Consider the following 25,718-nt stretch of genomic DNA (forward strand, 5'->3'; position numbering starts at 1 on the left):
CATAAAATAGAATTCTATGTACATGAAATTAGGAAAACGTTCATGTTCGGACAAGGAGATGGATTATGACAGCAAAGATTAGAGTGTTGATAGCAGAAGACATTGAACAACAATCTAATATTTTGATACAACATTTAAAAGGGATCGAAAATGTCGAAGTAGTAGACGTGGTTAGAGACAGCCAAGGTTTGTTGAGTCGGTCAGTAGAATTACAAGGGGAGATTGATGCACTAATTCTAGATGTTGAGCTTGGAGAGGGAGGATCAGGTTTAGATACATATATTCGTCTTCCATATCGTGGAGTGGAGTTGCCAGCCATATTGGTCACAGGCGCTAATCCAGAGGCTCCTGTGACCTATGACGTGGGCGTGATTGACGTTGTAAGTAAGCCATACACGTTCGATCGTATGGTGAAAGCGATCACGAAATTGGAGCAGCATTTGAATTATAACCAATATATTCAGGATGGTGGCGTCATGGTACCAGTATACGATACTAAATCCATCATTCAACTCCCATTGTCGGAAGTGATTTATATTCAAGCGGACAAAGGCAATAAGCGTAACTTTGTTAAAACTAAAGATAGCGAATACATTTCAATCATTACTTTGAAGGTGTACGATCCTTTCTTGCTTCCACATAACTTCTACCGCTTAAATAGACATACTATTATAAATTTAAAGTCGGTGAAAGATATAAATAAAGAGCATATTACGTTTAAGGGAAGTGATATTAAACTCGATGTGCAGGAAGAAGAAACATTTAAAGATTTGCTTGCTGCTTGGACTCATGCCCAGACAGGTTAAGTAGAATCGAATGTGAGGTCAACATGTTACCAAGCCTTCAAACGACACAAAGGTTAGATCGCCAAATTATTACCCCGATTGTGATTATTATCTTCGTCATCTGTATTTTAAATATGATTTCAATGATTATGTTTTTGAATAGAGCCGTTGATACCCACATGAAAGAGACTCTGGATTGGATAGCTAAGGTAGGCGGTCTCGCGACCAATATTAGTGAGACTTCGAACAGGGACCTGGAAGAACAACTCGACAATCACTTAGAGACGATCAGCAATAGTCTATTTCATGACTTTAATCGCAAGAACTTTGTTATGAATGATACCATCTTAACTGAATTAGCGTTTAACCATTCTTTAAACGGAGTGTATATTATAAAGAATTACGGCGGTAAACCTTTACTTGCACATTCTGTTAACTTAAAGCGATGGCAAGATCTGATTTCTGTTAATCCCGAATTAACTAATTCTGAATTCTACTCAAAAGTACAAAATAAGGGACTGACAGAGGGACAATATGTTAATAACGTTTGGATTAGTCCATATACGTTGCTTTCGGATGGAGAATACGTGAAGTCTAGTGTAGCTTACGACCAGAGATTGAAAGTGTACTTAATTAGTGTGGTGTCTGGGATAGAGTCTTACCAGGCGAATAACTCCACAAATTTAAATAAAATGATCGAGGACATTTTCGGGAGTAGTCAAAGTATTGAAGAGGCAGCCGTGGTTAATATTCATGATTTTATAAACAGACAGAACGAAAACGATTCATCCAGTGGAACAAATAACGATAATCATGCGACTGTCTACGGTAGATATACCTTTGCAGATAAATCGGATGAAGATTATCTAATAGCTTTGTTGAAATATAAAAAGAGTATTACGGTACCTTTTAACGATGGAGAAAATGAATGGACCAAAGCCTACCTTCCAATAAATGATGATCAAGCAGCAATCGTAATTTTCAATGATCATAGTAAAAAAGATCTGACTAAAATTGTTACTTGGCTGTCTTTAATTTCGAACTTGCTAGTGATTATTGCTGTTAGTTTTTATGTATATATTCTTATTCAAATGAGATTAAAACCTATAAAGCGGTTGGAAGTCCATCTTTCTAATGTAGCAGAAGGAGATTTTACTGGACGGGTCTACATCAAAGAAGGCAACGAATTAGACTCATTGGGTGAAATTATTGATGATATGACGATCCGGATGAAAACGATGATTGATAAACTTAATGAAGCTGCTGCAGAAGATGTCAGAAGCACGGAGCAAGTCTATCTGGAAAACTTTGAATCATTGATGATCTCCATTGATTCATCCAGGCATGATATGAGAAATCATGTTAATGTTTTACATGGTCTGATTCTAGATGAAAAATACGATGATGCTCGGTCCTATATGGAAGAAATGTATAAGGAACTGAAGGAAATAGACCTTTTCATTCAGACTAAAAATCCTAAAGTAGGAACCTTAATAAGAACGAAGGCAAAAGTAGCCAAGACAAACAAGATTGATTTTGATGTAGATATTGATAATGATATGTTTGACTTAGTCAAGCAAACTGATTTGATTAAAATTGTGTCCAATCTTATTGATAACGCAATGGATGCAGTAGTGGCTTGCCCTGAAGGAAGTCGTAAGGTACACGTAGCGTTAACTAGAAAATATCAATTTTATTATGAGATTGTAGTAACTAACAATGGCCCCAAGATTGATGATAAAATCAAAGACAAAATTTTCGACCGCGGATTTTCAACGAAACTTCCTAAAAATTCATCACACCAAGTTGAACGGGGCTCTGGTTTGGCCATAATAAAAGATATTGTGAAAAATTACAATGGAGAATTTAGTTGTAGATCAACGGAAGACAAGACGGTTTTTTCTGTTATGTTAGATGTAAGAGAGAATGAGTAATATTATATGTGTAGTTCTAAGTGCCTATTGATTGTGGTAGGTTCTTTTTTTTACCTAACCTTTTTGGTATGAAGAGAAATAGAAAGATAAAAATTTGGTAACACTGCATTCTAACAGGCTTTTTTATATGTACAAATACCATATTATTTCTAGTTTCGTCTGGATAGAAGAGGTTTTATCCTGACGAATAAGTGTTTATCTGGACGGGAATATGTTTAATAGTGTATCGGAATTTGGTAAAATAGTCCTTGTAGCAAAATGATTTATCATGCGTATTCGACTTTAATCATCATTCACAAGATTCTTTGGTACTATATATAAAGCCACATTGATCATGGGGGAGCGGGATATTATGACAGCATCATATGTACAACATAAAGCGTTGGCGTTAGTCAACAAATATAAATCAGGTGACTTGTATAACATTGCCACAGGTGAAGGAATTCAGATTATGAAAGATCCAATCGATCTGCCTAAGGGAATTGTTCTGGGGATTGCAGCCGTATGTAAGGGCTACAGAAGTATTTATCTGCAAGAATGCTTAGATGAAACTGAGAAGCATACGGCAATAGCACGGGCAATCGGAATACATATCCTTTTCTTATTAGATCTGCAGCCTGCATGTATAGCAGTAATGGAAAATGCCACGGATGAACAGCAAGAAGATGTTATCAATTTTGCTGAAGCCTTACTGAAAGAATTACATGTATCAGCTTAATATCTAGCCTGGCGACCTGAAGACGTGCTCATTAGAGCACGTTTTTTTCTATTTTATAAGAATACAAATAGCTCAAAAAAAAAATGTAGAGGAGTTTTTATCATGCAATTAGTAAAATATTTATTGGTATGGGTTGATGGTGATGGTTCAATGCAAAAATTTATTGTTCAGATGGAGGAACTCCAAGATATATCTATTCGTGACCTGAAGACCTTAGTTTCCATACTTGCAAATAATGAGGAGCTCACAAAATTGTCAGATAGTCAGTTCCAGATCTTTAAGATTACACCTGTTGGTGAGGTTCATTCTGTAGGATGTACATCCGCACCGGTTGAAAAAAGTGTGATGGCGATTGATCTCGCGACAGATAAAGATCCACAGACTCAGCCCCCCTTTGAAAATGAGTTAAGGAAAATTCTTCACGAGCTAGGTCTAGCCAAACATCTTAAAGGATACCGGTACATAGTTGAAGCACTCCAGGAGATGAATAGAGATCCAAAGACTACTAAAAACTTCACCAATGTGTTGTACCCATTGATCGCAGAACAATTCAAAACCACTCCTAGCTGCGTAGAAAGAACGATTAGGCATGCTATCGAGACAAGCTGGAGTAATATGAACCGAGCAACAACCGAGAAATACCAGCTCTACTTTTCAAATGTCGGGAAGAGACCTTCAAATCGCGAATTCATTGTTGCAATATTCGACCATATTTCTTTCGAGGTAGGACGACTGGAACAAACTAGCGTTAATATAAAAGTTATAGACGAACGGTATTCAGCATGATAAATTTATGTAAATCACGAAATACATTTAAGGAGATTTGCTATGGACGCTCTAACAAAATTCGTTATAAAAAAAGGAATTCCACTTTCAACTAGCTTTTCATATCGGATCAAAGACATAATCATTGAATATTCGGCTACTGATATCTTATTGAGATACTCTAAAACCTCAAGCAAAGATGAGTATAAGAACTCCATCTCACATGTAAAAAAAGCTACAAGAGAGTTAGCCCTCAGTTTTATAAATGGGATTGGCCAAAGAAATGCCATTATTGAGGTTTATGGATATGAGAAGTATACACGGTTCGAATATACAACGATGAACTTGAGTTTAACTAACGAACCAATTTTGTTCAGAGTCACAAATCCAGAAGTGGTCATTTGGGTTATGCAAAAGAAAGGGAATGCATGCTATTTGTATCGTCAAGACGAAAAGTTATCGGACCCGATGAGTATAGAACAATTGTTCACCGAACTTTGTACAAGGTTTGACCCGGATGATATTGAGATCGATTTCGTTGATGGCGATAATGGGTCAATAATCAGCGATGAAGTAAAATGAATGATATTGGCAATTTTATAGTATTCTTCATTTTATTGTTCTACTATTTGTTCCTCAAATATGGAATTGCCATTCTGGTGGTAATAGTAGGATATTTTATCTTCCAGAAGTCGAAGAAACTCCGGAGTGAAAATACCACTAATAAGGTTAAACGACAAGAAAACATTAAGCCATGAAGTGAATTAATGGGAGACGAGTTCTTGGAGAAGGATATGATTTTGTTCAACTTGAAGACTGGAACGGGCCATTCCTAAGGGATCACCTGCAGGAAGTGAAATTGACAGAGAGTTGCGTTGAAACCACCGAAGAGTTATTAGAACTGCGGAGAAAGCTTCAGGAGTCACAGAATGATCGATTTGAATACGAAGAGTCTGCTGCAGAACACCAGGCGGAGGCTTCTCGTCTAGCCAGGGTATTAGACTGGTATGCAGACCATGTCAACTGGTCTCAAGGTGAATACTACGAAGGCGACTTCCTAACTTGTGCACAACCTGATAGAGGAACACGTGCTCGCGCTACCCTTACGGAAAAGGAATGATTGGTTTAGTTGTTCTTGTAAGTGAGCTATTGATTATTGATCAATTATAATTATGTGCTAATTAGCGGTTCGTTTGATCAGGAGGTTCATCTAGTGCTTACTAAAAAACAAACCAAAGCGGTCAAAGCTCATCCCGATATTTACAAGTTCGTCCCTTCTAAGTCGACCTTTGATTTCTTAGATTTGAAGGAGCATCTGTACTACCCCATATCTTTTCGAGTAGTTCGGTTTGTCCTGCTGGATGGCACTTATGAGACAGTTATTACGAATCTATCTGACACAGATTTCCCACCCGATGAACTCAGGTCCATCTATAACATGCGGTGGGGAATTGAACCTCGTTAAGGGCATTAAAATACACTGTAAGTCTGACCCATTTTCACGCAAAGAGACGAGAGTCCGTCATCCAAGAGATTTTTGCAAGAATGATCATGTACAATTTTCAGAAATGATGACCTCGCACGCGTCATTTCCCAAAAAGCTAAACAGTACCACTACCAAGTCAACTTCACGGTTGCCGTTCATGTTTGTAGACATTTCCTGCGCTTAAGAGAAGATGCCCCCCGCCCGACATTGAAGCACTGATTCGCAAAAAAACGTTTTGCCAATTAGACCCATTCGACCAGGGCAGCAGAATACGCGCAAAATACGCGCAAAATACGTTAAAAATCATCGGTTAGCTTCGTCTACAGAGTAGCATAAATTCGGTTCGTATGAACACTTTTTTAAGCGGATCATCATCCGTTTGTTTGCTGTACGCTTTTTTTCCTTGCATACACAAAAAAACAAACGACACGGGACTTTTCCCCATGCCGTTTCAGATTTCATTATATTCTCAGTTTAGTCTTTGAGCTAAACTTAATGACATTGCCCATACGGGTCGGTTTTTGTTTGGATAGGGTTACGGTTTCTTCTCGGTTTGATATGCAACCCCATTAAAATACATATCACTACGCTTTCTGGTAAAATAAAGATGACAAGAAAGTAGAGGGGGTAAGAATGGCAGAAATAACTTTGAATTGGCTTCAAAAGCAAGCAGAATCAATGGCAAAGCATCACTGGAGTCTTGATTACATACCGACGATTGTGATCGATGAACGTAACGAAGTTATCTGGCTGAGGGTGCTTATAAACCGAGAGAGTGGTTTAGCTACTCCTTAGCTCCAATCTTATTTAAGTCATCGTATGGGTCAGGTGATATTGGTGACGTGATGACATCTCTCGACTGTTTTGTGAGGATTTGATTGGGAAGATGATGGTATAAGATCAGTTTAGAGTTGGAAGATGAAGAATAGAGGAGAGACTTTCTCGTGAAAAAGAAAAAAGAACGCAAGGACTTTATTTATGTAGAGCTTGAGTTTCAAAAGGAAATACTTCCGATTGGTTCATCTCCGTTAACAAGTGAACTTTATAGAGAGACGATCAAATCCTATATCCATGGCTTGTACATTTCTTCTCTTTTAACAGGGGAAGCCTTTATCGAGAAAGTCATTCGAGATCAAATACCTGAGAGCGGTAGGATTGCATACAATCTACTTTTAGAAAAGGCTAAAGAAAAAGAATTTATCAATGAAGAGGAGACAGTTCGCTTAATTGAGATTCATAGAACAGTGAGAAACTTATATGCACATGAGTCGGCATCTCAAGCAGGATTTAACTTAACTTCCGATGCAGTGCGTGAGACATTAGCAGAGGATTTCCTACGTATTATGAAGTCACTATATACGACAACTAGATCTCACCTTAAGGGTATTTTTGCACCACTTGAAAAGAATGGTGTCAGAGGATTTAAAGACTGAGTTGCGTTATAAAATTTTAAGTTTACCATTAGTTTACAGATGGAGGTTAATTGATGAATTACTTTAACACACCCAAAAGAATAGACCATACCGTAATTAAATTCTGTAAGTCCATTTCACCGCACTCAAAACCTGAGTATATACAATTACGCCCAGAGTTATGGTGTAGACCAAACGATTGCTACAACAATGTGGAGCAGAAGGTTGCTAAATACGGAGGGAAGAGACAGTTGGGGTGGAGGATTCAAGTTATGCCTGACCCTAACCCAAAATTCATGATAGAAGCTGTCCATCACGCGATATGGATAACAGCTACCGGACAAAAAATAGATATTACACCACAACCAAATGTTGTGGGTAAAATTGTTTTTGTATCCGACGATATAACTAAACTTGAAAATCACCGAATTGGAGAAAAGTATCAAGCGTTGCTTGACTGTCCAATCGTTCATGAGTATGTGGGACTTTGCAATTTAGAGAGTGAACATTATACTAGTAAAACGAAGCTAATTAAACAACCCAAACCTCCAGTCGAACTATTAATGAAACAGGAACAATTGAAAGACCTTATATTTAGGAAGCATGGAAGATTATAAAAAAGAGGAGCCACTAATGGCTCCTCAGGCTGTTGAGAAATTATCGGCAGCCTTTTTCATGCCTTTATAATTCATGACGACACCGCATTAATGTTATATATTATAGGTAACTTTTAAGGAATGGATGGTGTTCGCATGCTGCGTTAAAGTTGAGAGAAACAACAAACCTACGAGTTCGTCTCGATCGAAGATCTGGTTCCGTAAAACCATATGCTACGTAAAATTAATCTATATATCGACTTCTCTTTCATCGATGAAAAAGTACGCCCTTTGTATTGTCAAAACGAGGTCGTCCAGCCATTGACCCAACACTCCTTTTTAAGATGATTTTCCTTGGTTACTTTTATGGTATTCGTTCTGAACGTCAGCTCGAACGCGAAGTCCAGACGAATCTCGCTCCGCTGGTTTTTGGGACTTGGACTGACGGACAAGGTTCCAGACCATTTTTAATTTGTAAAATGCATTATGATAACCTTTGAAAAGGTGTAGAACGAGAGGGTGAACACTATGGCATTGACGAGAGACTTGATTTCACTTTTTAGGATAAACAAGCAGAGGAATGAATGGGGTAATTGGCTTGACGATGAGGCTACATGGAGATTTATTAATGCTGTGGGTTCAGATTCTGCATTTATTGATACTATGGATCTAGAATTGGCTGCTGACTTTTTGCCAATATTATTTCAAGATTTTGAGTTCTCCTCGAAAGAAAGCATCGGGGAAAGCGAGGCAAACAATTTTCTTCAGCTATTGAATAAAAATATGCTAATAAATATGTCTGACTATTGGATAGTAATTCCTTTGCTAAATGCTGAAGCTACGGAAAGTATCGAAATCAGTGATAATATTTCGATAGTAGTAGGGGAACGTGAGGAAAAAATGAGGGCATTGTCTCAAATTATGGGTTTAGAACTACGTGAGGTAATATCTCGATTTGTACATACCGAAAAGTCGAGGTCGACTGATTTTTTTAAGGATCCTTTGCTTGTAATAAAAATTAATCATCAGCGTAGAATTGTCCATGAAAATGCAGTAGAAATCGCATATTATACCATCAATTTCATCAATGTTTTATATTGGGGATATATTGCTCCAACTCATAAAGCAGGGAATTCTAAATACTTTCTCAGGGGAGAGAGAAAACAAGTAAATCAGCATGTTGTGATACAATGTGTAAATGACTCTAATTGGGGACACAGACCGCTTAATTTTGAATATAACTGTCAATTTAATTTAGATTGGCTCAATGGAAATGCTTATGGGAGTAAACTAGCAAGTTTAATGAATCTGATTAGTTTTAGTTATGAACAAAATGGGTTAACTAATCGATTTTTGCGTGGAATCCGATTTTTTGTGAGAGGAATTAACGTAAGAAGCGGGCATCGCTTCTTCGATGCAGAATCAGACGCAATACTACTATTAAATATAGCAAGCGAGTGCGTTCTTATTAAAAGCCAGAAGGAAAGAAATAAATCACGGAAAATCAAAGGTAGGCTCTCTAAGTTGGGTAATATCGAGGAAGTTTCCATAGAGTCTCGAAAGCTAATTATTGAGCATATGATCAATCTAAGGGGGAGCTATGTGCATGAGGGTCACTCTAACAATGTAGATCCATACATGGATGGCAAAGAAAAATTAACTGAGCTTGAAGCCTATAAGAAAATAGTGGGGAGATTTCTTAGTGATGCGTTTGAATTAACTGAAAAATGCCGCTCACAGGCTGTTCTTGATGGTAAAGATATCGAAGAAATTTGGTTTCAGTCATTTCAGGATGAAGAAAATTCTTCATAATAATGGATAATAGATAGATAAAGCTACCTGGAAACGATAACTCCATAAATTCAAGTGAAGTCAATCGTAATAGTGATTGGCTTTTTTGGGTTTTAAAATTTCAGTTAAATACATTTAAACTTCCTACTAACTCAAATTGAACATTGTGAAAGTGTTACTTCCCGCAACCATTACTATAGTGTTTTTTTATTCGTGCAGAACCTAAAACGGGCACTTTTTGCACATTACCAAAGAAAAATAGGAATGTGTGTTTGTAGGTGTTTGAATTGGAAGCATAAGCATGCCAAATGGCAAACTTATGGGTTAAGTCTCAATCAGCTTCAGAAGACTAATGAAATTCTTCTCAAAATGTAAATCATGGTATACAATAGTGTGGTAGAATGATTACATAAAAGGATGATAAGAAATGAGGTAGGGCTTTGGAATGGAATTACTGTCGATGATGTACTAACTGGATCAACGAGAAGAAGCTGATGTTGATTAAGAAACGAACATCACGTGATCTGAAGGGAGATTGGTCATATGGTTTTATTGTTGTGGTGGTCGATCAAAATCTTCTAGCCTATGAATTGGATAATAGATCTGTAATGAATGTTAATCTCATTGATATTGCTCCATGTAATCTAGGAGATCGGAAATATAACGAGTCTGTCCTAACTTTTAATGAAAGGAGTGTACATCTGACTCATGAGAATCGAGGTTTATCCTTTGGTCACAATGAAGCCGCCTGTTTATCCGAAAAAAGTTCCGAACTCTGAGCAAATCGTGGATACAAGTTTTGCCGCAATGCTTGTACAGAGTATGGCAGGGACAGTAATCGATACCAGTGAACGTAAGCAAATCTCTAGAAAACGTAATATGTAATTGGGTGATTTTAATGAGTGAATCTTAAATTCTGAAAAGGTGTTTCATGCTATTAACACCACGGCTATTTCAGTAGGAATGAATTCGAGAGTTTAGAACATCATCGTAGAGGCTGAATCAATGGAGCAATTACAGAAATGTGGCGAAAAACTCCACTTCTTTAGATGTGGGGATGAATCGAGGAAGCAACTTAGGTTAAGGGATAGCCTTAGGCCGTCCTAACTGTCCTTAATGAATGGACGCCATTATTGTCATTTTTGGATTGAATGATACTCTTGTTACGAGACAGAAGTATCATTCCCATACGATGTGGAACAAAAGATAAGAAGGAGGTGAAACCATGCAAACGATAACCATTCAAATACGTATATTTCCAGCTCATCCTTCTGTACTTCTGGATATGGGCCAAGAGTATATTCGGACCGTTAATGAGCTCACCAAGCAAGCCGAAGTGTCGGGTACGTTTCCGAAGCTAACCTCGAAGTCTGTTCAAGCCAATCTACCTTCTGCTGTAAAGAATCAAATCATCCGAGACGCAAGAAGTATATTTCAGAAGTTCAAGAAGGATAAGAAACGACCTATTCTCAAAAAGCGGGTGTATTACGTCAATAATCAAAACTATACCATTGGAGACCATCACATTTCGTTCCCTGTGGTTATAGATGGGAAAGTTCAACGTCTGGTTGTCCCCGCGATCCTTCCCGATCGGGAGCGAGTCCTGCTTGCAAACAGTAAGCATGGACTGTTACGCGTTGTTCAAAAGTCCAAGAAATGGTTTGTACAAGTAGCTATTGAAAGGCCGACAGAACAGGCATCGGGTGATATCATGATAGGCGTAGATTTAGGTTTAAAAGTCCCTGCTGTTATCGTCACCTCAAGTGGTAAGACCAAGTTTTGCGGCAATGGCCGCAAAAACAAGTTCATACGCCGTAAGTACAACACCAATCGTCGTAGACTCGGGAAGTTGAAAAAATTATCGGTCATCCGTAAACAAGGGAACAAAGAAGGTCGTTATATGAAAGACCAGAACCACAAAATTAGCCGCCAGATCGTGAATATGGCAATACAGGAGAACGTTTCGGTCATTAAGCTTGAGAAGTTGACCGCTATTCGCAAGACGACAAGAACAAGTCGCAAAAACACAAAGAATCTGCATGATTGGTCATTTTATCAGTTGAACAAGTTCATCGCATACAAGGCGGCACTCGCTGGAATCAAAATTGCGGAAGTTGATCCAGCCTACACTTCGCAAACTTGTCCAGTATGCCTTAGGCGGAACAAAGCCAATGATCGAAAGTATCGATGCGTCTGTGGATATACAGCACACCGAGATCGAGTAGGTGCGATCAACATCATGCATCAACCTGTGGCAGATGGTAACAGTCTGCCAGCCTAGATAGCTATACGCTCTGATCTAGGACGGGCTATTGAACGAGCCCCTAACTTAGCAGCCGGGGCAAAGCGGAAACGCAAGCGCACTTGAACTAGCTAGGAATTCAACCCATTCAAGGGTGTGGAAGTTCAATATTGGAGATTAAAGCAAGACAAATCAATTTCAATGCGTTTACTTGAAGTTAATGGAATAACTTGGAATTACCTTTTGGAAAGCAGAAAATGGTACAGCGATGATACTAATGCCTCTACGTAAGTTGTCCTTTTTTCTGGAAGGTACCGAAGTCATTAGTCTCAAAGGTTCAAAACTTTATATTGGTATTGATCACATAGATGATAACCATAGAAGGTGCTCCCTTGCTTACGGTATTGAGCTGAAAGAGACTAACTAAAATTGATCCTAGAAATTCATTTTGAGACAAAGCGAGGATAACGATGAATAACCAATCAAATGTCATGACTCATCTTGTTGCAACGGGAAATATGACTTCTGCAATCCGCGATTTACTGTGTAATGCGATCAACGAGAAACAAAGTATATTAATTATTGGCCCGCGTAAGGTTGAAGGGAAATTGAAATTGTTGTATTCATTAGCGGAATATCATACTGACACTAGCTTGAAGTCCATGGTTATTGAAGATCATAGACTGGTGAATTTTAATCCAGGTGCACTCAATGCTGTCTATACTGCGACTAACAGACAGATAAAGATATCTCTTATGAAAACAGCTTTATCCATCCGATCATCTTACCTCTTTGTTTCGGAGCTTAGAGGAAGTGAAATTGCTCCCTATTTTGATGTTATATCTGAAGGGCTTAAGGGTACCATGAGCACATTTGTTGCAAAAAATCCTGAACACGCTATCCATAAGTTAAGCAGGCTCTTATCTAAAGATTCAACAGAACTAACTTATGAAGAAGGTAAATTTCTGGAACGATATGTAGCTGCGAAAATCGATCTCATCGTGATGATAGAGTGTACAAACGAGGATGACCTCAATTCATGGATAGTCTCAGATGTCGTGAACGTTAAACAGGATCAATCTGGAGAAATTTCTTATCACAGTGCAATTTAAAAAAGAATAGGTGGGGAACGCATGTCATCAAAACAAAAAATATCATGGGCACCTTTAACGATAGTTGGTACATTGGTGATCATCTTGGGCTTCAGCTCAATGTACACTGTTCAAGAGAAGGAAGTTGCCCTGGTAACAACCTTCGGTAAAGTGACAGATGAAAATACACAGGGATTGCATTTTAAGTGGCCCTGGCCGTTCAAAAAGTTGAAAAAAACGACGTCAATAAAACGCATCGTATTAAGGTTGGGCTCAGATAAATGAGGTTAAAGTGAATACCGTTGGCAAGGAAGCATTAAAGATAACTGGTGATGAGAACATTGTGTCGACAGATGCTATTGTGGAATACAATAGCTTGAATGTTGGAGAAACATGAATCCTATATGAAAATCGGAATATAACACTAACACACAAATTTTAGTTTTTTATTCGTACAAAAAAACGAGAATAAAATTCGCTATTTGCGAATTTTATCCTTTACATGATAAACATTCTAATGCTAAACTATCAATGCAGTGAAAGTGTTGGTAGATTTATCTATTAAACACTAGGTCGTCTCTCACACATTGGAGTGGTGAAACACTCGAGGAATATGCCTCTAGCATATTCTGCCTTATGAGGGCACGCACGTAGCCTTAGCTGCATGGCTGGCCAACGTGATGCGCCAAACTCATTACACCGCGCGCCAGGAGATGCACGCGGTGCGAAAGGAATTAGGTGGGCGTTCTTCTTGCACCAACTTCTTCTCGGGAGGGAACTAAGACAACTATACTATTTAGTTCCAGAGGGAGCTGCATATGCAGAATAAATCACTGACCAAGGAGAATCACTCAATCGGAAAACGCTCAGGTAAATCACGTAAACATCGACATCGAGTCAAGTCGAGTAAAAATTACTGGGGAAATATCTTTAAACCGGAATTTATTTTCAAGTGGACTTTTAAACTATTGGAATATGCTCTAGTAATCGCCAAACTGATAGATGTGATCCGAAATTTCCGAAAGTAATGAGCGCGAATGGGAAACCCACCTAATTTTTATTTTTAGAGCAAATGAAAGGCGGTTTAAAAATGATAGGAGATATCTTAAAAAAAACGCGGAGTATCTATGGATATAAAGCAAAAGATATGAGTATTAAGCTTGATATCTCTCCAAGTTATCTATCTGAAATTGAAACTAATAAAAAAAGACCTTCTTTGGACATTCTTGAAAGATATGCAGAGATTTTTAATATGAAAGTATCTACCCTAATACTATTATCAGAAGATCATGATGAAGCCATCAAAACTAACAAACCTCAAGAGTTTATCAAAAGAATGATGATAAAGCTCATTGATGTGATGTCCAAGGATGAGGTGAAATCCAATGGCAAGAATAGTTAAAAGGTACAGACTGGACCAATGTGCTCTCTATAAATTAAAGAGTAAGAAAAAACTGGCACACTATCTAAATGTTGATTACGAAACCTTTAAGGAAACCGGTGAGCTTATACACTATAGTGCATTCTCATTAAAAGCTGAGGGTAAAAAAGATCGTAGTATAACTGCACCCAACTCGAAACTTAAGAGCCTACAAAAGCGAGTACATAAGCTTTTACTTAAAATTGAACGTCCAGAGTGGCTTATCTCTGGAGAACGTGGGAAGAGCTATATAGATAATGGAAAAATGCATCAGAAATGCAACTATGCGTTGTGTATGGATATAAGAAGTTTCTATACAAATACTAAGCGTGAGTATGTGTTTCGGTTCTTCATAGAAGAGATGTTAATGTCAAAAGATACAGCGAAAATTGTGACTGATATTCTTACATTTAAAGATAGTATTCCTACAGGAAGCCCTGCTAGTCAACTTATTGCCTATTATGGATATCATCGAATGTTTCAAGAGATTGAGTCTATATCCACTAATAAATATGGTTGTGTTTTTTCACTATATGTAGATGATATGACTTTTTCAAGTGAAAAACCTTTTCAAATGAAAGGCTTAAGGAACGAAATAGACATTATCCTCAGAAAATATGGTCACAAACCTAGTTACAAAAAAACAAAATATTATTCACGAAATAAAGCTAAACCTATTACGGGTACTACAGTTTCAAGCAAGCATGAGCTTCTGATACCCAATTCATTACAACTGAAAATTATAAGGGGGGCTGAATTGATTTTAGAGAAACCCCAAGAGTTGAGTAGAGCGCAACTGGCCTCTTTTAGAGGACAAGTACAAGCAGCGAGAATTATCCAGAAACGAGCTTTTCCGGAATTGAATAAGTTAGCTGAGGAAATGCTATCCAATCCTCTTAAAATCCCCACTTAGCTTTTGAGAAAACAAAGGCTAAGTGGGGATTTTAAGATATGCTTTAAAAGAACAGAATAGAATAAGCCATGATGATAGAGTCTGAAGCAGAAAATTCAAAACAACGAAATTACATTTGAAGAACTACATCCAGGTAAGTCCAATCAATTTGATTTGTGGACTGATAATACAGCAGGTGAGAGTGTATCAGTACGAATATTGGTTACAACTAAAACATTACCGGTAAATCCGGACGATATTATAATTAATGTTAAGCATGACAAGGTGGAAATTGAGTTTTCGCTGATTGATGAAGCTAAGGAATACGTCTTACTAGATGAGCATGGTACCGAAATTTGGAGAGGATCAGAGGGTCCTATTGTAATTTCTCCAATTATCCCTGGTAAAGAGTATGATTATGATCTTGTTGCTATAAACGATCAAGGAGCTGCATCTGACCCAAGAAAAGTTGACTTTACCGGTATACCAGGTGCACCGGAGGGAGTTATTGTCTCAATTATATTGGAGTTTAGTATTGGTTTTGATCTTTCAAATGCCAATAAAAAAGGTGCTGAGTCGATTCAGGTTTATCGCGATGGGAAAGAAATAGGGAAAGTATCAGTGACAGATAAGGAATTCTTTGATAAAAAATTGAAAGATGGTACTAAATATTACTATGAGTTTAAAGCAAGTAATTCATATGGAATCAGCAAAGATAGCAAAAAAGTTGATGCAACTACTTTACCCGTAAGAACTCAGGGCGGCGGATCGGGAAGTGGAAATGGTAGTGATCCTATAAAGGTTCCTGACTCGAATGATGCGCAAAATACCGGCGGGGAAGAGTCAACAGATAGTAACGATACAACGAATGTTCCAGTAGGGAATAACGAAGATATCATATTCGTAGATATTGAGAAGAACTTTGCAAGAGATCAGATCGCTGACTTGGCAAACCGTGGAATCTTGAAGGGGACAAGTGCTAACAAATTCGAGCCTGATCGTGCCATTACGAGGATGGAATTCGTATCAATGATCGTAAGGGCATTAGACATATCATCAGATGTCGATGAAAAACCTTTTGAATTTGATGACATTGACTTAGAGAAATGGTACGGACCTGAATTCAAGATTGCATGGGACAATGAGGTAACACATGGTTTTAGTAACAAGAAGTATCGCCCAAATAATCTTATAACTCGTGAACAAGCTTCCAAAATGCTTGGGAATGTAATGAACATCCAGAACGATGCTAACGTCGAGTTATTTAGTGATGGATTTAATATTGCAGATTGGGCTAAGAGTGAGGTTACAGGGCTAACGAGAATGCAACTGGTAACAGGATATCCCGATGGTACCTTTAGACCAAAATCAAACCTCACCAGAGCTGAAGGTGCAGTATTAATTTACCGTTCAATGTCAAATAAGAATAAATAGAGATTTGACAGAGTAACTTCGGTATCTGTTCTATCTTCATCAAGTAGACAAATCATACAAGATGTTATAACACAGCCTTAGTTCAGAATACTTGTGAACTAAGGCTGTGTTAATTTATATGAAATCATTCTTAAATGTTAAAATGGAATTCTTCAAAGTCAATGACCGCTCAAAATGTAAATCATGATTTACATTATATTGGGTGAATGCTATACTTTGTTTAATCATTACAAGAAGAGAATCGGTTAGGGGTGAATAGAAGAACATGGAAAGCAAAAGAGCAATTAAAATGAAATCTTACTTTTTAGGAGCATTTCTTAGCATAGCTCAACTCGGGCTGCTTTTTATAGTATCGTATGGATTTCTGAATATATTTAATGTTTCATTTCAGATGGATATTCCCTTAGATTGGTGGGTTATGGTTGGAATCATTGTGGTTTGTATAATACACTTCATCAGTCACATCTATATCTTCAGCAAAACATCTTAATATTGGAGGGAGGTCGTATGTTGGCCATATTGTGTAGTACGAACGAATTTAAAACTCCTCCACTCTATATTAATCAATCTCAAACAAGTGGATACAGACTAAATTTCTCTCAACTCTATGTCTCAGACTGGATAACGATCGCGGAGCAGCTAATTGAGCTGTATTATGGTTATTTATATGACTATAGTGCCGGTCCTTTACCTCTGTTAGGTGAGCATAATGATTATCTACAAAAGTACGGGTTCAAGCAAAGAGAGTTGAATATTCATCTTCTAGCAAATGAAATAGAATATTGGGGTAAAGTATGGAGGATTCTCAGTGAAGAGGTTCCTATTAAAAGAAACCCCAATCAATATATCAACTCTTTTGACATTCTATTTATGATAAAAGGGCTCACTGTACTTTCGAAACGTGCGAATTGGGATGCTTACTATACTCGATTTTGTAACTTTGGACTGAAAATCATCGATCATTTTTTTAATTCAACCCCAGATCTCAAAGCTAAATTACAACACCTCTATAAAGGGCATAACAATCTAATGAGCAATAAATATCTCTATGGATACAATTTGTCTGTAACCCTGGAGTCAAAAGTCATTACATAGTAAGACACAGCTCCGGTCCGGATAACCCGAATATAATATTCAAAATTCACTTTGCTAGCACTTTCTCTTAATAAGTTATCTGAAGGGGATGTTCAAATGAACAACGAGATTTTTGAATTTCGCAAAAAGTTGACCATCGCCTATCATTATTTGATCTTGGACATGTATATGAAGAAAACAGTCCTTCAGAAGAACCACTCAGCCATTAAATTGCAAAAGGCTTATCAACTGAAAGAGACACTCGAATCTGCTTTAGAAAGTTATGAGGTGCGATAGTTGATAGGACCAGCAATTGGATATATTGTGATTGGGTCAGCTCTATATCGCTTCAGAAAGAGACTAGGCATGGTTCCGCATGCCGAAGGTGAATGGATAGGCTTTGCTTTTTATTGGGGAGGATGGTTTGCCTTACTGTGGAGTATCCTTTCCTGGGTATGCGAGTTTCCGGCACCTTTAAGTTGGTTGGGAATTGTCGCTGCTATCTTTTGGTGCAGCATCCGAGGTCTAAAAGTTGCTAACCACCTAATTAAATCAGATTAATCCTAAGATGTGTGACAATATTCAGTTACATAATTGTGTCACACAAATGATTATTTCAGATATTTATATTAAATAAAGCAAACGGAGTGATAGTAGAATGAGTATCCAGGATCATTTCTTGAATCAATGTCGGAAAGAGAAGGCAGAAGTTACATTGTTCTTATCAATCGGAGTGCCGATGAAAGGGAAAATTGTTCATTTTGATCCACATTCTCTAACCATTGATTTGGACAAACAAAATCAACAAGCCCTCATCTACAAGCACGCTATTTTATCAATTCAACCCAAGATCTCTTTAACAATAACTTCTTCACAGAAATTGAACATGGACCTGAAACAGCATGAGATGTTATCACACTGTGTAACGAAGAAGATACACATAGAACTATATTTGATGAATGGAAAAAAGTTTGAAGGAACCATTTCTCACTTTGATACATATACCGTTATCCTTAATCTAGTAGATCGCAAACAAATCCTTTTATTTAAACATGGAATATCTACAATAATTCCAAAGGGGAAAATTCATCTATCACCGGCAAAACCAAAGTGAATCAACCTAAAATAAATAGAAAAAACATATTTTCTGAGGTTTACAAATTCTTCTGTCTTCAGTATTATGAATATATAATTATTCGCTCGTTGCTTTTCTCATCATTCAAAATCTGTGTGTGGACATGTATAATCATGAAGACATGAAGATGATTTTGTACAGGACTCATGTGTAGTAAACTTACCATGTGGAATTTGAGGGAAGTGGTTGTTATCTTGCATCTGTGGGATGAAAACAACTTATGAGAAATTTTGAGAGGAAAGCTACCAAACTCAGTTTGTCAGTGAGGTGTTTTCCAAGAAAATATTCTTATTCAAAACTGTACACTAATTTCAAAAACACATACTCTTCCTTAAATGGAAACTCCAAAAGAACGTATCTTAATTGATACGTTCTTTTTTTATTTATAGAGAATTAATCCGTTTCATTTCGTTAACTAAGGCTGAGTTGTGTTTCCTAAAATACGATCTAAGATATACATACGTAGTAGTTATATTCGAAAAAATACATAATCCAGGAGGATAATTATGAAGAAAGTATATGCTATCACATTGTTGCTGTTCATCTCTGTTTTAATAATGACTGGCTGCATGAGCTCAAAAATTGAGTCTGAAATTGAATACTCGAATTTACAGCTCGGAGTAATCTCAGATATTCAGAAGGACATGCATGAAAACAATCTAACTGAGATGCCGGTTGAGCTAACTGAAATGAGAAGTGAAATACAAGCTGATCTCCTACTAACAACTAAAACAGATGATGATCAATTACCTGCAGATCTGATTAAAGAGATTGAAAAAATCTCAAATCTGAAATTTATATCTGAAACACAACGGCTTGAAGGACTAGCCGGTCAATCCCACGGAGCATCTGTTTATGCATTAGATAAACTTAACAAAGAGGTTGAATCCAGTTATAAGCATATCTACTCGGAAAAAATCGAGAGAGAGATTGTAATAATAACTGAGCTTGAAGCGAAGGTAGCTGCAGCACAAGAGAAAGACTTCGATAACCTAACTGAAAAGAAAATGCTTTTAGCAAGTACTGAAGAGAAGTTAGAAATCTGGGCACAATCGTTACGTCAAGATGGACTAGATCCATCGGCCACCTTACAATACGCTCATGTGGTACTCACTACGGCAGCGCTAAAATTAGATGATGCTGAAGTTAAAGTACAAGATGCTGGAGCATCGATCAATCAATTTGTAAAACTCGCGAGTGAGATTTTAGAGGAGACCAAATAGTCTCATAACTCTTAATTCTATAGATTTATCAAAAAGGGCAGAGGTGCACCACACCTACTGCCCTTTTATTATTTCATGAAGGAGCATAACCAAAAATGAATATTATCAATACGCCATTATCCAAAGAAGATGTAATTTCTAGTGCAGATACAAAAGGTGAGTTAATCGTGATTGTTTCAGTAACCTTGCCTGACATCATCGCTAGAGATGAAGCAAATTTAAAAACATTTTTAGCCAAGAAGGTGACTACTGCTCGTAATTTTGGTGTGGATGCATTTAAAGTTGCAGGTATCATAGGAAATCATATTTTAATACAAGTCTCTGGCAACGTTAATGCAATCCCAGATTCATTCAACCAATTGCATTTGTTTAAACTGGAGACGCTATTCAGAAGTCCTGGACGCCACGATGAACTGCTTCCTGTGAAGTGGCGGGACGGACTATTGTCTATCTTAAATGAAGCCATGCTGGAGGGTTCTAGTTGTTTAGGGGAATCAGAAGATCAACGCACCTCTAAACAAATGAAATTCATAGAAAAATATTGTACAGAAAGCAATATAGATTATGACATCCAAACTATTGATGGAGAAATTTATCTGGTATTCGATGGCAGAAATCCCTTAACTACATTTCATGTAGATTCATTCCTAAGTAAATTCGAACATTACGTTGATACAGAGTTTGCACTAGGAGACCAAAAGTACGTGGTGAAGAGCTTAACATCGATGAATAAACTCCCCGCGGTTGTGCTTCAACCGATTGGTGGTGGGCAAATTGTCCTTTATACCCTAGACGAATTTCTTAAACAGCTTAGGCTCAATGATACTGATGGAGGCGATACGATATGAACAATCTTTCGGGAACAACAGAAATGTGTAGAGATTTCGCTACTAAAGCTAAAGTTAAAATTGATATCGTTACTGTGGTCCAGGATTATCTTATATTGAGACAGAGTGGCCATATCTATAGTAGTCTGTGTCCTTTTCATGTACCTACAAGTGCAACATTCCAGGTAGATCAGCGGAATCAAAGTTTCCAATGTGTGGAATGTGGAGCAGCCGGTGACTATTATGATTTCTTATTAAATATCCAACAACTCAATAATCCGGATTATTCCTGTGTGGATGCAATCAAAGAGATCCAGACGGTGTACATTGGCCATAACTATAGTCACTTACTGCGTAAAACCTCAGATAGATACCATGAGGTAGAAGAGATCTATTCAGCTCACCAGTTTCTCGCTGATTTATATCACAATTTTCTATTTAGCGAGGATGGAAGACATGCAAGGAAGTATCTTGCAAATAGAAGTATCAGTCTTGAAGCTATAAAAGAATTTAACATCGGTTTTGCTCCTGATATCCCAGGGTTTGCATCTCAGCAACTTGAGGCAGCTGGATATAACATGGAGCTTATGGTTGAAGGAGGATTAGTTGGACGCAATGATCAAACGGGAAATTATTATGATTATTTTCGTTCGAGAGTAATGTTCCCTATCCATAACATAAATCAAAGGGTTGTCGCATTTGGTGGAAGGGCTCTTTCCGATCGTGCTAAACCCAAGTACCTAAATAGTAAAGAAACGCCAATTTTTATTAAAGGTGAACACCTATATAACTTAAGTAGAGCGGCTGGCCAGATTAACAAAGATAATCAGAAATTTTACATCTTTGAAGGTTATCTTGATGTGATCGCTGCATGGCAGGGAGGCTGCTTAACAGGTGTGGCTCCTTTAGGGACATCGCTAACGGGCTCTCAGTCGCGATTATTAACAGAGTACTCGAACCAAACCAGTATTTGTTACGACGGTGACGAAGCGGGGCAGAAGGCCACATTGAAGGCTATCCGAACTCTTCAGAGTTATGGGTTTGGTGTCAGTGTAACGGTTATGCCCGATGGACTTGATCCGGATGAGTTCATTAAGAAATTCGGTGCTGAAGTTTTTCAAACGCACCTTCAAGAATATGAGATGAGTCTCACCGAATATTATTGTTTTCAGAATCGCATCTATTTTAGGCCTGACGAGCCAAGTACTTTCAAGATGATGTTAGATAAAATTATGAAAGCTGTAACGTTAACTCCGAATCTTCCTAGTGAAACAGATGAATCATTTTTGGAGGATCAATTCAACATATCTTTAAAGCAGTGCACGAGGAACTATTATATTCCAATTAAATAATTGTGTTTCATTACAAAGCTAGAAGGTCTTCCCTTTAGGGTGCCTTTTAGCTTTTTTTATTCCACTAAAATCTTAGCTAAGTTGTGATTTTCAAAAACAGATATATGATGCATGTGCAAACAGACTATAAGGAGTGACAAAACAATGCAATTAATTAGAGAAGACTGGAAGCTGTTTAGAAACATCGATACACTGTGTCAGAAAGCAGGAGTTCACAGAGAGTTTATACCAAAGTTAGTAGTGAAAGAACTGGTGGATAATGCTCTTGATGCCACCGGTGATTGTGAACTCGAATTGGTAGATAACCACAGCTTTAGAGTTACCGATAATGGATCAGGTATTGATCCGGACTGGCTGGAGGATTACTTCTCAATTAATCGTCCAATGATCTCATCTAAACTTCTACGCTTACCAACGCGGGGAGCTTTAGGAAATGGACTACGTGTAGTAACTGGAGCCGTAATTTCTACAAATGGGTACCTCACTGTCACTACTCGAGGTCAAACATTTAAAATTATTCCTCAAGATGATGGAACAAGCATTAAACAATTCCTAGGATACAACAACGATTATAAAGGTACTTCTATACTTGTAACTCTGGGGCTCTCGATAACCAAAAGTACATTGTCTTGGGGAAAGATGGCTATTCAATTTTCCAAGAATAGCGAAGTTTTCGAAGGGAAGTCATCTCCTTACTGGTATACTTCTGAAGCATTTTTTGAATTGGTGAATGCGGCAAACATGCCAATCAATGAATTTGTAAGTTTATTTGTGGCGGGACCGATTAAGGCGAAGAAGTTGATTACTGATCTCACTAATGAACTTGAATTTTCTATGTTAGGTACAGCGGATCTGTCGTTTGAAGAGTCAGATCAACTGCTTACCTTCTTGAGAAGTAAAATAAGAAAGACGTTACCTAGAAACTTGGGTGCTGTAAACAAAAATTTTGTGAATACAATGTCTCATAAGACGAATGGTTCATTTAATTTAGAAACTGTTCGTGGAGAACACGATGCTGAAATTCCGATAGTTATTGAAGCTTGGGTTAAATATGACACTGATCAGGATGATGAGAGTCAAAAACATTCAAGTATCAGTGTGCTCGTAAATAAATCTCCTGTCACTGCTGATATGAGAACTTCAACTAAACAAGCAAGCACCACAATATGGGGTGGTGGATTATACATTGACCTTAGATCAAGACCAACGGATTTTTACGTAAGTATAATAACCCCCTATCAACCGATAAAGTCGGATGGAAAAGAGCCAGATTTTCGTCCAATGCATAATGAAATAGAGTATGCGTTGAAAAAAGCAACAGCAAAAGTGAAGAAATTCAACCAAAATATGTCGTCCGGAGGACGTAATGAGCGTGAAATCATTATTCAGAATTTACCGAATGCTATTGATAAAACAAGCGGTGACGGTGAATTCATATTTAGCCAAAGACAGTTATATTACGCGATACGTCCTTTCGTAATGGAAGCCTTTGGTGGTAAACAATTGAATTATAATTATTTCTGTCAGGTTATTACTGATTATGAGGCGGATTATGGAGAGATAGAAGGAATGTATAGAGATCCACGCGGAACGTTGTATCATCCTCATACAGGTGAAGAGATTCCACTAGGCACTATTGCTGTTCAGAAATACAGCAGGCCTACGTGGACGTTCAATAAGATCATCTTTATCGAAAAGGAAGGATACTTTGCTAGCCTGCGGGACGTTGGATTTCCGGAGAAATATGATTGTGCCCTATTGTCCTCTAAGGGGTATGCTTCGAGAGCAGTAAAAGATTTATTCGACCTTCTTGGTGAAACGGATGAAGAAATTCAATTCTTTTGTGTTCATGATGCTGATGCAGCAGGAACCAAGATATTTGAAACGCTTCAGGAAGCGACAAGCGCAAGACCTGGGCGAAGAGTCCGAGTTATTAATTTGGGCTTAGAACCCGAAGAGGCGCTGGAATTAGATCTACAGGTTGAAACTTTTGAAAGTAAGAGAAGCAGACCTGTTGCTGACTATGTTTCTTATGAGTGGGAGAGATGGCTGCAAACTCATCGTGTAGAATTGAATGCAATGACGACTCCAGAATTTATACAGTGGCTCGAAGATAAGATGGAGGATCATGGTGTGGGCAAAGTTATTCCTGGAGTGACGATTCTTTCTAGCGAAATGGAAAGTAATGCAGAAACTCTCGTTCGAGCACAAGTGGCTAAGAAGATACTTCAACAGAACCTTTATGAAGAACAAGTATCTTTGGAGCTAGATAGAATCAAAGGTGATTTAGAATTGGCTAAATTGCATGTTAGAGACACCGTCAAAGAAAAACTTGATAATAATCCCCATTCCCTGTGGAGTCTTCCAGTGAGAGAAATAGTACAAGACATTATAAACAATCAGGAATAATTACAATACACCTCAAAACTCTCTTCCACAGCAGTTTGGGGTGTTCTTCTGAAATGTTGAGTCTTCATTAGTGAAAGAGTAGTTTCATAATAAGAAGGAGTGTTACTTATGGAGAAGGTACAGGTTTATGCTAGAAAATCTTCGAATATGTACGGCCTTACTGATAAACAATTGGAGGAAGCATTTACGCTATATGATTTGTTAGTAAAGTCGAAAATTACATCTAAGATTCAAGAGGAATACCCCATGTTAGACTTTGATGAAGATGATTCATTATTAGAGTTGATTCATAGAGTCATTGATCTTGCTACTGTTGAGGGTGCTGATATGGTTTCTGATCATAGAGTTATTAATAATTATCGTGAATATCTAAAAGAACAAGGCCAAACGACGTATTCAGTTACAGATCATGAATTTGTTGAAGGTAAGGGTGAGTGTGGAGCATTATTTCCGGATGGCAAATTTGTTAAATGTGGAAATGCAGAACATTATATCATTATGGAAAATGTAGACTTTGAAATACAAAAAAAATGTGTTTACTTTTCAAGTTTACACGACGGGAAAGATGGGGTAGTAACATTTTCTCCATTTGGTGACAAACTTCTTACAGATGATCAATCTAAATGGATTTCTACAAATATAATATATATGGATTCTAACCAAATAAGCATGTTGGAAGGATATCTTAGTTAACTAATTTACCGATGTATCAATTATAGAGCAATGTTTTTTTTATGATTCAATAGTGTTTAATTCCGACGCTAAACCCTCCAAATGTGGAGGGTTTTTTTGTTTCTACCAAATGTAATTTCATGCTTACAAAAATATACCCAAAGGGGTACCATAATGTACCCGATAAGGTACTTACAGATTCTGCGGTCAATTAGTATGATTATACATGTGAACGGCACCGAACGGATACGCCGAAATACATCGAAAAGTGGAGGGATTTAATTGCGTAAGAAAATGAAGTATTGGATGAAAAATGAAGCATCTGCATCACAAACAACAGAAACAGGTATGCTGATGTTGGGCGGTATCGCCATTGCAGTCGGATTGGGTTGGTTGGTTTCTCAGTACATGCGTGATTCGGGTAACACAGTACTGACAAATATGGACTCCGTAGCTTCCG

The 25,718-nt window shown here is 37.7% G+C and carries 26 protein-coding genes and 1 pseudogene; all 27 read left to right on the top strand.

Translation table 11 applies throughout. The features are described from left to right. Nucleotides 1–65 precede the first annotated feature (65 nt). The 27 genes and pseudogenes from HP548_RS12580 (at nt 66) to HP548_RS12710 (ending at nt 25,279) form a co-directional block, all read left to right on the top strand. Nucleotides 66–806 carry a LytR/AlgR family response regulator transcription factor gene (locus HP548_RS12580; RefSeq protein ID WP_175381840.1) on the top strand — a complete coding sequence of 247 codons (741 nt, stop codon included), beginning with the start codon at nt 66–68 and terminating at the stop codon, nt 804–806. A gap of 134 nt (nt 807–940) precedes the next feature. Beyond that, complete coding sequence (locus HP548_RS12585; protein WP_175381841.1) at nt 941–2,719, top strand: ATP-binding protein; 1,779 nt, start codon at nt 941–943, stop codon at nt 2,717–2,719. A gap of 352 nt (nt 2,720–3,071) precedes the next feature. After that, nucleotides 3,072–3,437 carry a hypothetical protein gene (locus HP548_RS12590; protein ID WP_175381842.1) on the top strand — a complete coding sequence of 122 codons (366 nt, stop codon included), beginning with the start codon at nt 3,072–3,074 and terminating at the stop codon, nt 3,435–3,437. A 102-nt stretch (nt 3,438–3,539) separates the two neighbouring features. After that, on the top strand, nt 3,540–4,223 hold the full coding sequence (locus tag HP548_RS12595) for a sporulation initiation factor Spo0A C-terminal domain-containing protein (RefSeq protein ID WP_175381843.1): 684 nt from the start codon (nt 3,540–3,542) through the stop codon (nt 4,221–4,223). A gap of 42 nt (nt 4,224–4,265) precedes the next feature. Continuing rightward, nucleotides 4,266–4,784 (top strand): hypothetical protein, encoded by a 519-nt coding sequence (locus HP548_RS12600; protein WP_175381844.1) that lies wholly within the window; start codon nt 4,266–4,268, stop codon nt 4,782–4,784. A 277-nt stretch (nt 4,785–5,061) separates the two neighbouring features. Next, complete coding sequence (locus tag HP548_RS12605) at nt 5,062–5,322, top strand: hypothetical protein (protein WP_175381845.1); 261 nt, start codon at nt 5,062–5,064, stop codon at nt 5,320–5,322. A gap of 93 nt (nt 5,323–5,415) precedes the next feature. Further along, nucleotides 5,416–5,667, top strand: a complete 252-nt coding sequence (locus tag HP548_RS12610; protein WP_175381846.1) for a hypothetical protein — start codon at nt 5,416–5,418, stop codon at nt 5,665–5,667. Between the two features lie 654 nt (nt 5,668–6,321). Next, nucleotides 6,322–6,483 carry a hypothetical protein gene (locus HP548_RS12615; protein ID WP_175381847.1) on the top strand — a complete coding sequence of 54 codons (162 nt, stop codon included), beginning with the start codon at nt 6,322–6,324 and terminating at the stop codon, nt 6,481–6,483. 149 nt (nt 6,484–6,632) lie between these two features. Then, nucleotides 6,633–7,121, top strand: a complete 489-nt coding sequence (locus tag HP548_RS12620) for a hypothetical protein (RefSeq protein ID WP_175381848.1) — start codon at nt 6,633–6,635, stop codon at nt 7,119–7,121. A gap of 53 nt (nt 7,122–7,174) precedes the next feature. Continuing rightward, a complete protein-coding gene (locus HP548_RS12625) occupies nt 7,175–7,717 on the top strand; it encodes a hypothetical protein (protein ID WP_175381849.1) in 543 nt (180 codons plus the stop codon). Nucleotides 7,718–7,900: 183 nt separating this feature from the next. Beyond that, nucleotides 7,901–8,161 (top strand): annotated as a pseudogene (locus HP548_RS12630) (transposase); the annotation flags it as partial. A 63-nt stretch (nt 8,162–8,224) separates the two neighbouring features. Further along, a complete protein-coding gene (locus HP548_RS12635) occupies nt 8,225–9,508 on the top strand; it encodes a HEPN domain-containing protein (RefSeq protein ID WP_175381850.1) in 1,284 nt (427 codons plus the stop codon). Between the two features lie 687 nt (nt 9,509–10,195). Next, entirely contained in the window at nt 10,196–10,372 is a 177-nt protein-coding gene (locus HP548_RS12640) for a hypothetical protein (RefSeq protein WP_175381851.1), read from the top strand. A gap of 340 nt (nt 10,373–10,712) precedes the next feature. After that, on the top strand, nt 10,713–11,768 hold the full coding sequence (locus HP548_RS12645) for an RNA-guided endonuclease InsQ/TnpB family protein (RefSeq protein ID WP_175381852.1): 1,056 nt from the start codon (nt 10,713–10,715) through the stop codon (nt 11,766–11,768). Nucleotides 11,769–12,199: 431 nt separating this feature from the next. After that, a complete protein-coding gene (locus tag HP548_RS12650; RefSeq protein ID WP_175381853.1) occupies nt 12,200–12,841 on the top strand; it encodes a P-loop NTPase family protein in 642 nt (213 codons plus the stop codon). A 21-nt stretch (nt 12,842–12,862) separates the two neighbouring features. Then, nucleotides 12,863–13,105, top strand: coding sequence for an SPFH domain-containing protein (locus tag HP548_RS12655; protein WP_175381854.1), 243 nt, complete (start codon nt 12,863–12,865; stop codon nt 13,103–13,105). A gap of 787 nt (nt 13,106–13,892) precedes the next feature. Beyond that, nucleotides 13,893–14,222 carry a helix-turn-helix domain-containing protein gene (locus tag HP548_RS12660; RefSeq protein WP_246318041.1) on the top strand — a complete coding sequence of 110 codons (330 nt, stop codon included), beginning with the start codon at nt 13,893–13,895 and terminating at the stop codon, nt 14,220–14,222. Then, nucleotides 14,206–15,153 carry a reverse transcriptase family protein gene (locus HP548_RS12665; protein WP_175381855.1) on the top strand — a complete coding sequence of 316 codons (948 nt, stop codon included), beginning with the start codon at nt 14,206–14,208 and terminating at the stop codon, nt 15,151–15,153. The genes HP548_RS12660 and HP548_RS12665 overlap by 17 nt, the downstream gene beginning before the upstream one ends. 198 nt (nt 15,154–15,351) lie before the next feature. Beyond that, complete coding sequence (locus HP548_RS12670) at nt 15,352–16,566, top strand: S-layer homology domain-containing protein (protein ID WP_175381856.1); 1,215 nt, start codon at nt 15,352–15,354, stop codon at nt 16,564–16,566. Nucleotides 16,567–17,073: 507 nt separating this feature from the next. Next, nucleotides 17,074–17,661 (top strand): hypothetical protein, encoded by a 588-nt coding sequence (locus HP548_RS12675; protein ID WP_175381857.1) that lies wholly within the window; start codon nt 17,074–17,076, stop codon nt 17,659–17,661. A gap of 96 nt (nt 17,662–17,757) precedes the next feature. Further along, a complete protein-coding gene (locus HP548_RS12680; protein ID WP_175381858.1) occupies nt 17,758–17,937 on the top strand; it encodes a hypothetical protein in 180 nt (59 codons plus the stop codon). Between the two features lie 361 nt (nt 17,938–18,298). Beyond that, nucleotides 18,299–18,754: an RNA chaperone Hfq gene (gene hfq, locus HP548_RS12685; protein ID WP_175381859.1), complete on the top strand. Its 456-nt coding sequence runs from the start codon at nt 18,299–18,301 to the stop codon at nt 18,752–18,754. A gap of 527 nt (nt 18,755–19,281) precedes the next feature. After that, a complete protein-coding gene (locus HP548_RS12690) occupies nt 19,282–19,998 on the top strand; it encodes a hypothetical protein (protein WP_175381860.1) in 717 nt (238 codons plus the stop codon). 95 nt (nt 19,999–20,093) lie between these two features. Continuing rightward, nucleotides 20,094–20,846, top strand: a complete 753-nt coding sequence (locus HP548_RS12695) for a hypothetical protein (protein ID WP_175381861.1) — start codon at nt 20,094–20,096, stop codon at nt 20,844–20,846. Further along, on the top strand, nt 20,843–22,177 hold the full coding sequence (gene dnaG / locus HP548_RS12700) for a DNA primase (RefSeq protein ID WP_175381862.1): 1,335 nt from the start codon (nt 20,843–20,845) through the stop codon (nt 22,175–22,177). Before HP548_RS12695 ends, dnaG begins: the two co-directional genes overlap by 4 nt. A gap of 144 nt (nt 22,178–22,321) precedes the next feature. Then, entirely contained in the window at nt 22,322–24,586 is a 2,265-nt protein-coding gene (locus HP548_RS12705; protein ID WP_175381863.1) for an ATP-binding protein, read from the top strand. A gap of 108 nt (nt 24,587–24,694) precedes the next feature. Further along, nucleotides 24,695–25,279, top strand: coding sequence for a hypothetical protein (locus tag HP548_RS12710; protein ID WP_175381864.1), 585 nt, complete (start codon nt 24,695–24,697; stop codon nt 25,277–25,279). The last annotated feature ends 439 nt before the right edge of the window (nt 25,280–25,718 follow it).

Source organism: Paenibacillus taichungensis (assembly GCF_013359905.1).
GTDB classification, from domain to species: Bacteria; Bacillota; Bacilli; order Paenibacillales; family Paenibacillaceae; genus Paenibacillus; species Paenibacillus taichungensis.